Annotated in this window: 14 protein-coding genes; 7 read left to right on the top strand and 7 right to left on the bottom strand. The window is 40.5% G+C overall.

Translation table 11 applies throughout. The features are described from left to right. The first annotated feature begins 43 nt into the window (after positions 1–43). Both xerA and ABZP31_RS09980 read left to right on the top strand, forming a co-directional pair. Positions 44–934 (top strand): site-specific tyrosine recombinase/integron integrase, encoded by an 891-nt coding sequence (gene xerA / locus ABZP31_RS09985; protein WP_162622408.1) that lies wholly within the window; start codon positions 44–46, stop codon positions 932–934. A 177-nt stretch (positions 935–1,111) separates the two neighbouring features. After that, entirely contained in the window at positions 1,112–1,483 is a 372-nt protein-coding gene (locus ABZP31_RS09980; protein ID WP_101161783.1) for a hypothetical protein, read from the top strand. 324 nt (positions 1,484–1,807) lie between these two features. On the opposite strand, the gene ABZP31_RS09975 is transcribed toward ABZP31_RS09980, so the two are convergent. After that, on the bottom strand, positions 1,808–2,302 hold the full coding sequence (locus ABZP31_RS09975) for an Lrp/AsnC family transcriptional regulator (protein WP_101161785.1): 495 nt from the start codon (positions 2,300–2,302) through the stop codon (positions 1,808–1,810). Between the two features lie 115 nt (positions 2,303–2,417). Between ABZP31_RS09975 and ABZP31_RS09970 the strand changes: the two genes are divergently transcribed. The 4 genes from ABZP31_RS09970 to gyrA all read left to right on the top strand — a co-directional run bounded on the left by ABZP31_RS09970 (position 2,418) and on the right by gyrA (position 8,558). Then, complete coding sequence (locus ABZP31_RS09970; RefSeq protein ID WP_075040393.1) at positions 2,418–3,023, top strand: LysE family translocator; 606 nt, start codon at positions 2,418–2,420, stop codon at positions 3,021–3,023. Positions 3,024–3,522: 499 nt separating this feature from the next. After that, positions 3,523–4,275 carry an electron transfer flavoprotein subunit beta/FixA family protein gene (locus ABZP31_RS09965; RefSeq protein WP_005019247.1) on the top strand — a complete coding sequence of 251 codons (753 nt, stop codon included), beginning with the start codon at positions 3,523–3,525 and terminating at the stop codon, positions 4,273–4,275. Positions 4,276–4,293: 18 nt separating this feature from the next. Next, positions 4,294–5,226: an FAD-binding protein gene (locus tag ABZP31_RS09960; RefSeq protein WP_005019249.1), complete on the top strand. Its 933-nt coding sequence runs from the start codon at positions 4,294–4,296 to the stop codon at positions 5,224–5,226. A 374-nt stretch (positions 5,227–5,600) separates the two neighbouring features. Continuing rightward, entirely contained in the window at positions 5,601–8,558 is a 2,958-nt protein-coding gene (gene gyrA, locus ABZP31_RS09955; protein WP_248133823.1) for a DNA gyrase subunit A, read from the top strand. 47 nt (positions 8,559–8,605) lie between these two features. Here gyrA and ABZP31_RS09950 read toward each other — a convergent pair whose 3' ends face one another. From ABZP31_RS09950 to ABZP31_RS09935, 4 genes are read right to left on the bottom strand one after another with little or no spacing between them, the layout of a single operon-like run. Continuing rightward, entirely contained in the window at positions 8,606–9,694 is a 1,089-nt protein-coding gene (locus ABZP31_RS09950) for an ABC transporter permease (RefSeq protein ID WP_005019254.1), read from the bottom strand. After that, positions 9,691–10,821: an ABC transporter permease gene (locus ABZP31_RS09945; protein ID WP_111281807.1), complete on the bottom strand. Its 1,131-nt coding sequence runs from the start codon at positions 10,819–10,821 to the stop codon at positions 9,691–9,693. Before ABZP31_RS09945 ends, ABZP31_RS09950 begins: the two co-directional genes overlap by 4 nt. Continuing rightward, positions 10,821–11,951: an efflux RND transporter periplasmic adaptor subunit gene (locus ABZP31_RS09940; RefSeq protein WP_111281805.1), complete on the bottom strand. Its 1,131-nt coding sequence runs from the start codon at positions 11,949–11,951 to the stop codon at positions 10,821–10,823. The genes ABZP31_RS09945 and ABZP31_RS09940 overlap by 1 nt, the downstream gene beginning before the upstream one ends. Before the next feature lie 18 nt (positions 11,952–11,969). After that, positions 11,970–13,478, bottom strand: a complete 1,509-nt coding sequence (locus ABZP31_RS09935; RefSeq protein ID WP_111281803.1) for a TolC family protein — start codon at positions 13,476–13,478, stop codon at positions 11,970–11,972. A 446-nt stretch (positions 13,479–13,924) separates the two neighbouring features. Here ABZP31_RS09935 and serC point away from each other — a divergent pair, with 446 nt between their 5' ends. After that, positions 13,925–15,004 (top strand): 3-phosphoserine/phosphohydroxythreonine transaminase, encoded by a 1,080-nt coding sequence (gene serC, locus ABZP31_RS09930; protein ID WP_248133824.1) that lies wholly within the window; start codon positions 13,925–13,927, stop codon positions 15,002–15,004. Between the two features lie 67 nt (positions 15,005–15,071). Here the strand turns inward: serC and ABZP31_RS09925 are convergent, their stop codons facing one another. Both ABZP31_RS09925 and ABZP31_RS09920 read right to left on the bottom strand, forming a co-directional pair. After that, positions 15,072–15,221, bottom strand: coding sequence for a hypothetical protein (locus tag ABZP31_RS09925; protein WP_171261067.1), 150 nt, complete (start codon positions 15,219–15,221; stop codon positions 15,072–15,074). A gap of 38 nt (positions 15,222–15,259) precedes the next feature. Then, on the bottom strand, positions 15,260–16,204 hold the full coding sequence (locus ABZP31_RS09920; protein WP_248087293.1) for a hypothetical protein: 945 nt from the start codon (positions 16,202–16,204) through the stop codon (positions 15,260–15,262). Positions 16,205–16,242 lie beyond the last annotated feature (38 nt).

Genomic DNA, 16,242 nt, shown 5'->3' with positions numbered 1-16,242 from the left:
CAGAGAGGGCAGGATGCAGCCTGAAGCATTACACTTGCTTTCTATGTGGCTCAAAGAGCGGGAGATCCAGAATCAATCTGCCCATACTTTAAGTGCCTATGCACGTGATGTAAAAGATTTTCTGGATTTCTGTGCTGTTAAGAAGTTACCGCTGAACAGTATTGAAGCTTCAGATTTGCGTGAATACTTGGCTTTAAAGGTAGAACAAGAGCAGTTAAGCTCTAGCAGCCTGCAACGCCATTTATCCGCCATACGGCAGTTCATGAAATGGGCTGAGCAGGGTCAATATATCGGTTTTAATCCTGCAGATGACTTTCAGCTTAAACGGCAGCCACGGCCATTGCCCGGCATGATAGATATTGAAACGGTGCAGCAGATTCTGGACCAGCCGGCGCCTGAAAAACTTCAGGACCAGCATTTATGGCTGCGTGACAAAGCCATGCTGGAGCTACTTTACTCTAGCGGATTACGCCTAACAGAATTACAAAGTCTGTGTATGAAAGATATTGATTTTAATCGACGACTATTGCGTATTACAGGTAAAGGTAACAAGACCCGGATTGTACCATTTGGTACTCAAGCTTATGAGAGTCTGCTGAAGTGGCTCGAAGTCTATCGGCTCTGGCAAGGCCAATTTAATGCAGATTCGGCAGTTTTTATCAGTCAAAAAGGCGGCCAGCTGGGACCCCGGCAAATTGAGAACCGGGTCAAGTTACAAGCACTGCGGGCTGGAGTAAATATTGATCTGCATCCACACTTACTCCGGCATTGTTTTGCAAGTCATATGCTCTCTAATAGTGGTGACCTTCGAGCAGTTCAGGAAATGTTGGGCCACAGTAATTTGAGTACCACCCAGATTTATACCCATATTGACTTTGACCATCTGGCCAAAATTTATGATCAGGCCCATCCCAGAGCTGTTAAAATTAAATAAATAGTTTCTAAAAAGAATAGCTAAAATCCATCTGACCTAAAACTAGAACTATTGTAGAATAATCAAAACTTAATTTTTCAAGTATAAAAACAGCTTAATTTTATAGTGATCGAGATAGGAAAATGACCGGTTTCTCTTCTCATCACCGGAATATTTTAATAGAAATGGGGACCTAAAATGATTGTCAATATTCAACAGAAATATGATGAGCTAAGTCCGGCACAGAAAGATATATTTGCTGGGTATGGCTTACGTCAGGTCAAACATTTTGTAGAAATCAGTTTACCTACTATTGAAGCGGCGCTGCCTGCTCATACCTTGGTTCAGGGAATCAATGCCGAGGGTAAAATTCAGGCTATGCATTCTGATACCTTGCAAACTTATCTCTGGATTTCAGATCAAAAGTGGCAAGAAACTGCTCATGCTCCAATGCCTATAGACTTAAAAGAAGACTTTATAGAAGTATGGAGAATATTTGGGCTATCTCAATATGAATTGATTGCTTTGAGTCATGTACATCGCGATTTTTTAGAAAATCATGTTGCTTGAAATTATAGACATTGGATTTGAATAGTAAGCTATAAGGAAAAAAGTAGTTAAGCTTATTAATGAAACTTCCAACTGAGCATCGGACAAGGAGGCTACTTAAGGATACCCCTATACAAACATGCCCCATATTTTGACTAAAATAATTATTTAAAAAGAGCAGTTTCTGATTGTCTCTTAAGAGAAAGAGTGGCTGATTTATATCCTCACAAAACAGAATTCCTTCAATAATGTAAGAGAAAAATATTGCTTCAAGGAACAGTCATTAGATGAAGCAAAATAAATACTGCCATATGCCAACATTTAGGAATCTAAGTCGAGCTAAAATCAAAGGTCATCAAGAGGCAACTGAAAACTTTGTTTAATAATTTGACTAGGTAAATCTGTTTTTACGCTTGTAATACCATTCTTTTTAGTCAGATGTGTAGACTGAAATTTTCGGTAACTCTCCAGATCAGGTACTACAACTTTAAGCATTGCATCACATTCACCCAAAATAATATAGCACTCCATCACTTGAGGCAGTTCCTTCATTGCACAAATAAAAGTATCAATAGTTTCAGCATCCTGCCCAACCAGCCAGATTCGTGAAAATAAAATCAGTTGAAAACCGATTTTCTGCATATCTACGACAGTAGTGTAATGCTGAATAATGCCAGCTTCTTCAAGCAGTTTGACTCGTCGCAAACACGAAGAGGGGGATAGTCCAATGACTGTGGCCAGATCATTATTTTGGATACGGGCATTCTTTTGTAATGCCTGAATGATATTTCTGTCGATGCGATCTAGCTTTATCCGAATTAATTTAGAATCTTTTTTCATAAATTAGAATTTTATTCGAAAATTAATTCTTATTATAAAATATTTGAAATCCTATTTTACAGCTTTTCGTAGATACTTATTTTCCTGATTCAGGACATTCAACAGGAAAAAGAAAATGTCTGTATTTGTACTCTTTGCATTGACCGTGCTTCCCCTAATTTTCACACCTGGACCAGATATGCTGTTTATCTTGTCACAAGTTATGGGTAAAGATGCAAAAGCAGGCATGATGGCAACTTTTGGTATATGTTTTGGCTATCTGATTCATTCAGTTCTGGTTGCTTTAGGAATCGCAGCAATTATTGTATCTTCACCTTTGCTGTTTGATACAATCCGCTATATAGGAATTGCCTATCTGTTGTATCTGGCTTTTAATTTGCTGAAGTCTGTGTTTAATCAGAAAAAAGTGACAGTTGAAGAGATACCTCATACAAATCCGGTCAGGAAGGGGTTCTTTACGGCTTTACTGAACCCAAAAGGAATGCTGATCTATTTTGCTATTCTTCCCCAGTTCATTGATAAAACACAAAATACAGTAAGTCAGGGCTTAATTTTATCCTTTATCTTTATTGGGCTCATTTTTATTGTATATTGCAGTTTAAGTATGGTCTTTGCCAAAATTACACAAAAAACTTCCATTGATGCAAAAAAACAGAAATGGATTGATGGAACCTCGGGTGGATTGCTTGCAATGGCGGCCACTTGGCTTCTAGTGAACTGATGAATATAAAAAGCATGCTATCTAGGCATGCTTTTTAGATTTAAAGTACATTAGAAAATTTGATTGTGTTAAAGCGTTTTAAGGCCAGAATGCTGGTTTCTTGTAAGCTAAAAGCTGAATAAGCTGTTCTGGTTGTGTCTTAAATGACATTTTTGATCTGTACAGTCATACTTTAAAACTTAAGCTACCAGCCTTTAAATCACTTCAGTACCGGTTCAGGTTTTCTGACTTTAATACCCGAATTTGAATCATAAAATTTTAATAAAAATAAATATATAAATATCAGTTAACTAGTAGAGTAATTACCCTAAGATCCCTGTTACATTTTTTTATGAACTCTGCATTTCACGGTTTTTACGCTTTTTTACGTCTCCAAAGGTAATTGTGACTTGACCCAAATGCCATACCCATTGCAAGATAAGGCACCTAAAAAATTTTAATTGAAGAGTTATCATAGCTTTTCTCAACATTTACTTTTGCTAAAACAGCCGAGGATTACATGAAGGCTCTTGTTGCTGTAAAACGTGTGGTTGATGCCAACGTTAAAGTTCGCGTTAAGCCGGACCATAGTGGGGTAGACCTTACTAACGTTAAAATGTCAATTAACCCATTTTGTGAAATCGCAGTGGAAGAAGCGGTTCGCTTAAAAGAAAAAGGAACAGTATCAGAAATCGTAGTGGTTTCTATCGGTCCTAAAGAAGCACAGGAACAAATTCGTTCTGCTATGGCTTTAGGCGCTGATCGCGGAATTTTAGTAGAAACTGCGACTGATGAAATTGGGGCACTCGAAGTTGCCAAAATTTTAAAAGGGATCGTGGAGCAGGAACAACCAGAAATTATCCTTTTGGGTAAACAGGCTATTGATGACGACAGTAATCAGGTCGGTCAGATGCTGGGTGCACTGCTTGGTGCGGGCCAAGGTACCTTTGCTTCAGAAGTTAAAGTTGAAGGTGGCAAGGTTCAGGTAACCCGTGAAATTGATGGCGGTCTGCAAACTGTTGAGCTATCACTTCCTGCAATTATTACCACTGACTTGCGTTTGAATGAACCTCGTTATGCGGCTCTGCCAAACATTATGAAAGCACGTAAAAAACCGCTTGAAACCAAGTCTCCAGCAGATTATGGCGTAACAGCAGCTTCTAAGCTGAAAACTGTTAAGGTTGAATCTCCGGCTGAACGTCAGGCAGGGGTGCAAGTGAAGTCTGTTGATGAACTGGTCAACAAACTTAAAAATGAAGCGAAAGTGATCTAATACAGAAGGATAAAAATCATGAGTATTTTAGTTATCGCTGAGCACGACAATAACACCCTGAATGCTGCGACTCTAAATGTTGTTGCTGCGGCTCAAGAAATCGGTGGTGATATCACTGTATTGGTTGCGGGTTCTGGTGCTCAGGCAGTTGCTGATGCTGCTGCTAAAGTTGCTGGTGTAAGTAAAGTCTTACTTGCTGATAATGCAGCTTATGCCAACCAGCTGGCTGAAAATGTTGCTGCTTTAATTGCAGAAATTGGTAAGAACTATTCGCATATTCTTGCTGCTGCTACAACTTCCGGTAAAAATATTTTACCACGTGCGGCAGCTCTGCTTGATGTCAGCATGGTAACTGATATCGTGGCTGTGGTAGGTCCTAAAACCTTCCGTCGCCCGATTTATGCAGGAAACGCGATCGCGACTGTTGAATCTTCAGAAGATATTATTGTAGGTACAGTTCGTGGGACAGCATTTGATGCAGTAGCTGCTGAAGGCGGTTCTGCAACAGTTGAAACGATTGGTGAAGTGAAAGATGCTGGTGTTTCGTCATTCGTAAATGAAGAGATCGTCAAATCTGAACGTCCTGAACTCGCTGGTGCACGTATTGTAGTATCCGGTGGTCGTGGCGTGGGTTCAGGTGAGAACTATCATAAAATCCTTGATCCGCTCGCTGACAAGCTTGGTGCTGCACAAGGTGCTTCACGTGCCGCAGTTGATGCAGGCTTTGTACCAAATGATATGCAGGTGGGTCAAACTGGCAAGATCGTTGCACCTGAGCTTTATATCGCTGTAGGTATCTCTGGAGCGATTCAGCATTTGGCTGGTATGAAAGATTCTAAAGTGATCGTAGCGATCAATAAAGATGAAGAAGCTCCAATCAATGCTATTGCTGACTACTGGCTGGTAGGTGACTTGAACCAGGTCATTCCTGAGTTGGTTTCTAAGCTTTAAGCATTTATGTATCAAAAAACGTCCGTTTTCGGGCGTTTTTTATTTTTAAGTCAGGGCACTCTAAATTAAATACAAGAATTGCTAAGCCTAATAAAAAAATGAAAAATAAAGTAAATTTAAGTTGGAAATTTTGAGCCAACCATAAAAAATAAAATAGCGTCAAGCCATGTTGCAAAACGCTCCTTATTTGAACAGTAAATAGCTGAAATAACTCAATAGAACTCGATGTTCAAACAAACAAAACCAAGCAGTTTTATGCTATACTCATTCGCTAATTTTTAATTTTGGCCTGAAGTTTTTTTAGGCTAATTTTTCGCAAGATTAATATATAAATATCTGTGGTTTTTAGGCCGCCGGTATGAAGAGGAGTATGCATGAGCGTATCGGAAATCCGCCCGATTGCCATTGAGGATGAACTCAAGCACTCGTATCTAGATTATGCAATGAGCGTGATTGTATCGCGTGCCTTGCCAGATGTGAGAGATGGTCTGAAACCTGTTCATCGTCGTGTGCTATATGCTATGCACGAGCTGGGTAACGACTACAATAAAGCTTATAAAAAGTCTGCCCGTGTGGTCGGTGATGTTATCGGTAAATATCACCCGCATGGTGATTCTGCCGTTTATGAAACTATCGTACGTATGGCGCAGGATTTCAGTCTGCGCTATCAACTGGTTGATGGCCAGGGTAACTTCGGTTCTGTCGATGGCGATAGTGCCGCCGCAATGCGTTATACCGAAGTACGTATGCGCAAACTCACCCATGAGATTCTGGCTGATCTTGAAAAAGATACCGTTGACTGGGAAGACAACTACGATGGTTCTGAGCGTATTCCTCAGGTCATGCCAACCCGTATTCCTAACTTGTTGATTAATGGTGCAGCCGGTATTGCAGTCGGTATGGCAACCAATATGGCGCCACACAACATGACTGAGGTGGTAAATGCCTGTCTGGCCTATGCAGACAATACCAATATCAGTGTTGAAGGATTAATGGAGTATATCTCTGGTCCAGACTTCCCTACTGGTGGCATTATTTATGGTAAGTCAGGGATTGTAGACGCTTACCGTACAGGTAAGGGACGCCTGCATATACGTGGTAAATATCATTTTGAAGAAGATGAAAAAACTGGCCGTACCACCATTGTATTTACCGAGATTCCTTATCAGGTTAACAAGGCAAGAGTAATCGAACGTATTGCTGAGCTGGTTAAAGAGAAAAAGCTGGAAGGTATTTCTGAGCTGCGTGATGAATCCGATAAAGACGGTATGCGTATCGCGATTGATTTAAAACGTGGCGAAAATGCTGAAGTTGTCGTAAATAACCTGTTTTTAAATACTCAGCTTGAAAATTCTTTTAGCATTAACATGGTTTGTCTGGACAATGGCCAGCCAAAACTGATGAATCTGAAAGATATTATTGCAGCGTTTATTCGCCACCGTCAGGAAGTGGTTACGCGTCGTACCATGTATGAGCTACGTAAGGCACGTGAACGTGGTCACATCTTGGAAGGCCTGACTGTCGCATTGGCGAATATCGACGATATTATCAATGCGATTAAAACTTCTGCGAATCCGGCAGAAGCACGTGAGCGTCTGCTTGCCGCAGATTGGGCCGCAGGTGGGGTCGGGGCAATGCTTGAAAGAGCAGGCTCGGTTTCAATTCGTCCAGATGAAATTGAAGGTGAAGATCCGAGTCGTCCATTCGGGCTAGATCGCGACATTTATCGCCTGTCTCCAACACAGGTTGCAGCTATTCTTGAACTTCGCCTGAACCGTTTAACCGGTTTGGAACAAGATAAATTACATGCTGAATATTCAGAAATTCTGGGGCAGATTACTGAACTGACTGCGATTCTAAATGATTTCAACCTGTTAATGGCTGTAATTAAAGAAGAGCTGGCTTTAGTATTGCAACAGTATGGTGATGCGCGGCGCACAGAAATTGTAGAATCACGGATCGATTTTTCACGTGAAGACTTGATACCTGAGGAACAGGTTGTATTGACGGTCTCCCAGTCTGGCTATGCCAAGACTCAGCCATTGTCTGATTATGCAGCTCAGCGTCGTGGTGGACGGGGTAAGTCAGCTACCTCAATGAAAGAAGATGATTTCATTCAGCATCTGATTGTGACTTCAAATCATGCCACCGTACTGTGCTTTACCAATGTTGGTAAGGTTTATCGTCTGAGAGTTTTTGAAGTACCGCAGGCATCACGTGGTTCGCGTGGTCGTCCAATGATTAACTTGTTGCCGCTCGATGCAAATGAGACCATTACTGCCATTTTACCTGTCATTGATGCGCCGAAGAAATTTACTGAACGCTTGGCAGCCTTTAAAAACTTTGTAAAAACGAATACTGTAAAACTTCAGGATAATCCGGTCATTTCCGTGCATTTGCCAGAACTTGAGACAGCATTAGCAACGCTTGATGATAATGCTGACGAGCTCTCAGCTGAACTGCGTACCCAGCTAAAACAGTTATGTGTAGAGCTGGCTGTAACAGATTTGGATGATGAGATCATTATCGAGTTTGCCCAGCAGGCCGAAAGTGTCCGTAAAAACTATTATGTATTTATGGCCACAGCTTCCGGTACAGTAAAACGTGTTGAGCTTGAGCAGTTCAGTAATGTGCGCTCGAATGGTTTACGGGCAATTGAACTCAATGAAGAAGATACCCTGATTGGTGTGACTATTACTGATGGTGAACAGCAAATTATGCTGTTCTCTAACGAAGGTAAGGCTATCCGTTTTGCAGAAACTGATGTGCGTGCCATGGGCCGTTCAGCTAAAGGTGTACGTGGCATGCGTGTCGCACTGGCTGCCCAGGCAGAGGATACGGAAGATACTGATACTGACTCGGAAGATGAAGATTCTTCAGATTCAAATGTAGTCAGCCGTATAGTTTCACTGGTGGTTGTACCAGAAACTGGAGAAGTACTTTGCGCATCTGCAAATGGTTATGGCAAACGTACCCCTGTAGATGATTTCCCAACCAAAAAACGTGGCGGTAAAGGGGTTATTGCAATTAAGACCTCTGAACGTAATGGTGAACTGGTGGGTGCGGTTGCAATTGACGAAACCAAAGAGCTGATGCTGATTTCTGATGGGGGGACGCTGGTCCGTACGCGTGCAGCAGAAGTAGCTCAAACTGGGCGTAATGCTCAGGGTGTGCGTCTGATTCGTCTAGGCGAAGGAGAAACACTGGTCGGTGTGGTTTCTATTGAAGCCGTTGAAGAAGATGAAGTAGAAGCTTTCGAAACAGTTGAAAGTACTGAGCAACTGGAAGTTGAGAAAACTGAAACAGAACATCAGGAACCTCAAGAAGATTAAAGCCTGATAGTTAAAAAGGACGCTTCGGCGTCCTTTTTATTAGGTGATTATTTATAACTTAAACGATAATTTCCCCAAACCAGACAGACGGCTGCAAAGGCAGCCAGATAAATCATTTTGGGAAGCACCAAGCTGGTCGGCACACCCATCTGGTTAAGCTGAATAAACATCTGAATGCCTTGTGTAGAGGGTAAAGCGACTCCTAGCCATTGCATCCATTCCGGCATAGCCGCGTGCGGCCATGCGGTACCAGAGAGTAAAAATAATGGGATTGAAGTGAAAACAATAACATGGCCAGCACGTTCTGGCATGTCTAAATAAGAAGCCACCAATATAGCCAGGCCAATAACACTACTAATAAAAATAGGAACGCCGAGCAGCATTCCCCAAAAATTACCACCACGCGGATAGTCATAAAACCAGAATGTAAAACCGAACAGATATAAACAGCCTAGACAACCAATCGTTAAAATGGCAAAAAATAGACCAGATAATTCGGATTTTACTGGGCGCCACAGTTTTTCTCGATAGCCTGCAATTAACATGCTCAAACCCAGAACAATAGTTTGATGGATAATTAATGGCGCAATCGCTGGAAAAATATAGCTTCCATAGCCAGAGAGAGTGTTAAATAAAGGAATCTGATGTATAGGTACAGCAGGAGAAAAATGTGCAATTTCACCAAACTTTTCAGCCTGTTGAGCAATAGCATTTTCGACAGAAGTTGCAAGGCCTAAACCAATTTGCTTGGTTTTTAGAAAATAAGCTGCGCTTAAATATAGTCCGATACCTCCTACCTCGCCGCGGCGTATACTATTGGAGAGCTGATCCGGCAGCAACAATATTCCATCTGCCTGCTGTTTCTGGATCATTAATTTCGCTTCAGCGAAATTTCCGGTTATTGCCTGGATTTTGACGTTTGGACTTTTTGCAACTTCAGTAATAATACTGGAAGTAACCAGACTTTGTTCTTCATCTACGATAACAATGGGTAAAGCTTCTGCTGTCTGAGCTTTATAAGCAGTCGGATAGAAAAAACTATAGAAAAACACAGAAAGAATGAGGGTAGTTAAAATTGAGCTATTACTGGCAATATCCTTAAATGTTTTTAAATAAAAATACAGGAACTGCTTCATAGGGCCGCTCCTTTTAAATATTTTTTCAAAAGCAGATAGCTGATTACTGCATAGAAGGCACAATAGACCGCAAGTATCAGTGCAGGAAGCCATGACACAGTAAGCGGGCTACCGACTACCCATTGTTCTGTCTGTAGTTTGGCATAAGGGGTATAAGGAATAATATTTGCCCAGAATTTTGTAAAAAGTGGGGCATTATTTAAAGGCAAGGTAACGCCAGCAAAGCTTAAGGAAGACCCGCCATAAACTGCAATAAAACCAAATGACTTTGCTAGATTTTGCGTAGCAAGTACCACAGTACTGCTAATCAAAGCGTAAGCACTATATAACAGGATTTGGCCAAGTAAAATTAACCATAAATGGCCAGCTATAAACCAGCCACGGATACCAGCAAGCCAAAACATCCACAACCAGGTCCAAGCTGTAAAAATAATTACATAGGTTATGTTTTTAGAAATAAGTGCACTAAAAATCGTTTGATGATGTACCCAGCTTTTAACACTCCGGTTTTTGAGTTCTTGGCCGACTGCAAATGCAACACAGCAACACAGCAACAAGTGTAAAATGGCCGGCACCATAAAAGGTTCCAGATAAAATTCGTAGCTCAGTCCCGGATTATATAAAGGTGAAATCTTTACATGGGGAGTAGGAGCCTCAAGATAGGGCAGTTGATTGGCCAGATAGCTTCTGCCCATAAAATCTGCGATTGCTTCTAATGTACCAATCAGCATGGCAGAAGAAATAGTATTTCCAATACTGAAATAACTCTGGTTGAATGCTATTGCAATCCCGCTATCCTGTGCCTGAACCAGGCGCTGCTCTGCGCCTTCCGGAATAATCACATATCCCCAAATTTTTGTCTGGTTCAGCAGGCGTTCAACTTCATCTTGATTAGGTGAAATAATTGCAATTTCTAGCGCACTATTATGAGACAGATATTTATCAATATTTTGGCTGAGCTGGCTCTGATCCTGATCAATAATTGCAATAGGCAAATGCTCAGGCTTACCCTGATAGAACATGCTGCTGAATAAAATGATAATAAATAGTGGCGCCACTGTGACCAGACATAAATCCCAGCGGTGAGTGAGTAGATATTTCAGTTCACGACAGATTCCATACAACACTAGTGGTCCTCTTTAATCTTAAAAAGAACACTCATGCCAACTTTTAAATCAGGAATCTGCTGGGCAGGTGTCAGGTGTACTTTAAAACTGCGAATATCATAACCACCAGTTTGCCGGGTAGTTTTAATAGTGGCAAACTCACCTTCTGCATCAATATTCTCAATATTGAAAGTTGCCCGCCGGTTAAGTGCCGGAATAAAACCTTCCAGTTTTTGGGCTTTATAAATCTGTGTATACTGATCTTCACGGATGTTCAGGCTTACCCATAAACTGTCATCCTGAATCAGGCTGACTACAGGCACGCCAATCGCAACGAGTTCACTTGGCTTACCATAAGTTTTGGACACTGTACCACTAACAGGTGCGTATAATTTGGTCTCTGCCTCTAAAGCTTCTGCTTCACTTACCGCTGCTTTGGCTATATCGACCTGTGCATCTGCTGAAGAGCGCTGCTGTTCAGTACTGCCGCGTTTGGCACGCGCATATTGCTGATAGGCTGCTTCAGTCAGCTCCTGTGCAGAAACTTGAGCAGCATACAACTCGTCACGACGCTGCCTTGAAATTACTCCTTCCTTATACAGGTTTTCACCACGCTTATAAGTTGTTCGAGCCAGCTGCTCCTGAGCTTTAACACTTTGCCAGTTAGCATATAAGGTTGCGATATTTTCTTCTTGGGAGCCACGTTCAGCAGTTGACTGTAAAGCAAGAGCGGACTGCAGTGCTGCTAAGGCCTGCTGCTTTTTTGCGTCTACTTCGGGACTAAACAGACGAACCAGTGGTTGGTTTTTATTTACTTTCTGGCCCTCCCGTACATAAATTTCTTCAATACGGCTAGGGACTTTGGTGCTGACATAGATTGTTTCTGCTTCAACCCGGCCTTGAATTTCAATATCCTGTGGCTGATAACTTTTCCATAATCCAAATGCAATGGTAGCCAGTAAAATAATAACCAATATAATAATTGCAGGTTTAAGCCAGGCTCTTTTATGCTGAGGCTGCCGTTGTCTTGTTGCAAGCTTCTGTTCGGTATCAGCAGAATCTGGCTCAGTTTGACTCGGCTCGGCTGGCTCATGAATATTATCTTGAGAAGATGCAGTATTTTGTGCAGGTAGTTTTTTTTCTTCATTCATACTCATATCCTGTCGACCTTAGCGAATATAGACTGTATCAGGTTGATGAATATAGCTTTTAAACTGTTCAATTGAGCCATGACCCTGTAACAGACTTGCCAGTGAAATAATATATTTATAAGCATTTAAAGCCATTTCACCTTTTAAAATATTTAAACTGTTTTGGGCATCAATGACTTGGGTGGCTGTTCCCATATCTTCTTTAAATGATAATTCCTGTATACGAAGATTTTCTTGAGCAGCACGCATGTTTTGCTGTAACAGTCGATGACTATTTTGCGCAGAGGTTAATTCACTATAAGATTTGAACAGAATATTCTCGATTTCCTGTTTGGTGCGTTCGGTAGCAAGACCAGCGGCGTAACGTTGTAGTTCCGCTGCTTGCACTTTTTTCTGTTTATCTATACCCGAAAACAGATTATAACGGGCAGCCATACCTATGATCCAATTTTGCTGTTCGTCTAAACTGTATTCACCAAAAGCAAAAATACTGGGTTTCTTTGCAGCATTTTGAGCACGCACATTTTCTTCAGCTAATAGTGTATCAGTCTGCATTTTGCGAATGAGAGTGGATTGTTCAGGATAAGTCGCCATAAGTTGAGCCAGAACCGGTGACTGCTGTGAATTTATAAACAAAGGCGTACTAAGACTGTCTACAGTTTGCTGCTTAAGTAAATTCTGTAATTGAAAACGGCTGGCCTCAAGATTGGCTTGACTATTTTGCAGGGCACGTTCGGCATTATTGCGGGCAACTTCAAATTGCATGCGCTGCCCTTTACTGATAAACCCGGCACGTTCCAGCTTGAGGGCATTATTATAATGATTTTGCATTGCATCACGATTAGTACGGCTAATGCCATTCAATTCTTGCTGTAACTGAGTATTAAAATATGCCTGAATGATTTCAAAGCGTTGTATATCTTGTTGTTGCCGGCTATCAAGCTGACTACGCTGTGCCTGAATATTAGCAATTTGTTTGGCGCTTTGGGTAAGACCGCCCGTATATAAAGGCATCATCAATGATATAGTTGGGCGTACCACTTCATCTTCAAGCACAACATTTGCGGTATCCGGTATAAGGCCAATGCCCCCATGAATAACTTGTCCTATACCGTTACGCAATGGGTCAGTAATATCTGTAGGTAAACCATTTTCTCCTTGCCATTGGTCGATACGCTCATTCACACCCTGTGAAAGAGTTTGTTCAAGGTTATTTTTTACAGATTTGAGGGGAAGATCAATTTCATTATGAAAGGTATAGGCCCGTACATTTAAATCAATGCGGGGTAAGCCTAAACCTTTAGTGGCTTCAGCTTCTAATTGTGAAGCCTGCTGTAAAGCCATGCTTGCCTGTGAACTATAAGAGTTTTGCAGGATGTATTGTTCAGCTTGTTCATAACTAAACGTCTGCGCAAAGCCAGTTCCTGTATATAATAGGAAAGTTGTAATAAAACCTATTTTATAAAAATAGTGAGGAACTAGTTTTAAATCAGAAGATCTGAATATTAATTTTCTTAAAATCTGCATATATTAAACAGCTTTTCAAAATTTTTAGGTAGTTTAATCTTTTATATCAACATTTCTATTACTACATTGTTTCTGTTGAAGTTGTCTTTTAAGGCTAAAGTTTGTCTTTATCCTTTGTATTATAGTTTAAAATAAAATTTAACAGGTAAATCTGATTTTAATATTATATAAAATTGCAGAGAATTTGGCTAAAAGCAAATAATCTTTTTAGTATTTAATCTACAAATGTATTGATAAATAGTTCTCTATGATTTTTTAAATAAACTTTAGAAAGGTTGAATTATTATATGAGTTCTTAATTAAACTAACATCCTATTTTTATTGAATAAACTGTTCTATCTTTAAGTAAGTATTGAAATATCGGTTCGAGAATTTACTGCATCATTTGCCAATATGTGATTAAATGCCTTGATTTTATTTTTTTTAATTTCTTGAAGGGAAAAATCATGCGCGCGTACAATTTCTGTGCTGGTCCTGCTGCATTACCTACTGCTGTTTTAGAAAAAGCTCAACAGGAACTGTTGAATTGGCAGGGTAAAGGCGTTTCCATCATGGAGATGAGCCACCGAAGTAAAGATTATGTCGCTGTTGCCGAAAAGGCAGAAGCAGACCTGCGTAAACTCATGAACATTCCTCAGAACTATAAAGTTTTATTTTTACAAGGTGGTGCCTCCCTACAGTTTTCTGCTATTCCGCTAAATCTACTGGGTAAAAATAATAAGGCCGACTATATTTCTACAGGTATCTGGTCTGAAAAAGCCTATAAAGAAGCACAGCGTTATGGCGATATTAATGTAATACAAGCTGGCACAACGGTGAATGGCAAACTGGCGATTAGTGAACAGGCTCACTGGAACCTATCTAAAGATGCAGCCTATGTGCATTATGCAGATAATGAAACCATTGGTGGATTACAGTTTGCAAGTGTTCCTGAGGTAGATGCGCCACTGGTTTCTGATTTTTCTTCAAGTATTTTATCTGCGCCGCTGGACGTTTCCAAATTTGGACTGATCTATGCGGGTGCACAGAAGAATATTGGTCCTGCTGGTCTGACTCTGGTTATTATACGTGATGACCTGCTCGATCAGGCTAAACCTGAAATTCCAAGTCTTTTGAAGTATTCATCGCAAGCTAAAGATGGCTCTATGGTAAATACCCCTTCAACCTATGCCTGGTATTTATCTGGATTGGTATTTGAGTGGCTGCTGGAGCAGGGCGGTGTAGAAGCAATTCATAAAATTAATCTGGAAAAAGCTAAACTGCTGTATGGTTATATTGATGCCAGTGATTTTTATGCGAATCCGATTGCAGAAGCAAACCGTTCACTCATGAATGTTCCGTTTACTCTGGCAAATCCGGAACTGGAAAAACTTTTCTTGAAAGAAGCTGAAGAAAACCATCTATTAAATCTGGCCGGTCACCGTTCAGTAGGTGGTATGCGTGCAAGCATTTATAATGCTGTACCATTAGAGGGTGTTCAGGCATTAGTTGATTTTATGGATGACTTTGCCAAACACAATGCTTAAACTGATACATATAATTAATAAAAAACCCTCTATAAATTAGAGGGTTTTTTATTAATGAATAAAAATTTTAGAATTGGATTATACCCAGTTGATGAATAATAATGGCAGAAATAAACATACCGAGAAGAAAGAAACATAAGGCTCCCGTATCAACTTTAATACGTAGACCGCTATGTTCAACAATTCGTGTAGTCGTCTGTTCTGGAATAATTTTCATCAAGGAGCCTAAATAATGCTATTATTTTTTAAATCCTATCAATTGCTGCTATTTTTAGCATAAATATTCGCCTGAATCCAGATATTGCCTCGAATATATTGGCCAATTTCAAAGTTTTCGTACTGTTTATTGCGAGTCGCGATCCGCATAAGAGTAGCTGGTGTGTTTTCTTCTAAAATAAGCGTTACATCATAAACAGTATAATCCTGGTCCATAAACTGCATACTGGTCTTGCCTACAATATTCCCTTGAAACCAGGCTTCATCTTCTTGACCGATTGTCTCTCCATACAGATAGGCCACCATTTTAGAAAAATCAACTGTTACAGGCGCAGTATCTTCTTCAGACTTTGGTTCCCATGCATCAATCAATTCCTGAAGATTAGCTGGGGCAACACCATTATGTTGCTGTAAAATATCATTTAATGCCCGGTGCTGACGAATCGATGCTGGATCATCGACTACCAGTTCTTCATGAGCAGAAACAACTTCAAGTTCATATGCCCAAGCATTAAGCTGAACCTGATAGCTTTGACCTTTTTCATAACACTGATGATTAACACTGTATAAACTGTCAAATGCATACACTACAGTATTCGGATTATTACCAAGTTGCAGACGCAGAACTGCCTGAGTACCTGATTTACAACTAATAATACGTTCTATTTTTGCATTATAGCGATAAGGACTATCAAATACAGGAAATGCAGTCTTGAGTGCTTTTGGCTTATTATTTTCTACTGCAATAATTTGTGCTAGACGAACAGGTGATTTATCCGGACCTTGAATCAGCCAGACAGAGGCATCCATTTCCTGTTCATTCTGACATAAACCCATAGGCATCATCGGTGAGTCAAGTGACATACCTAACCATTTAGGGACTTCAGTTTCAGGCTGGTCAGTTAATAAATTCCAGTGTTCAACGTGACTACCAAAATTCTGATCATCGATCAGGATAATTTCCGGGCTGTTCTGATTATTCATATGCACTATTAGGGATCGCGTGAGTATATCTATTAAAT

It is taken from the genome of Acinetobacter sp. FL, assembly GCF_040744925.1.
Lineage (GTDB): Bacteria > Pseudomonadota > Gammaproteobacteria > Pseudomonadales > Moraxellaceae > Acinetobacter > Acinetobacter radioresistens.
The sequence above is the reverse complement of the archived record's forward strand: the minus strand, read 5'-3'. Positions and strand labels throughout refer to the sequence as shown.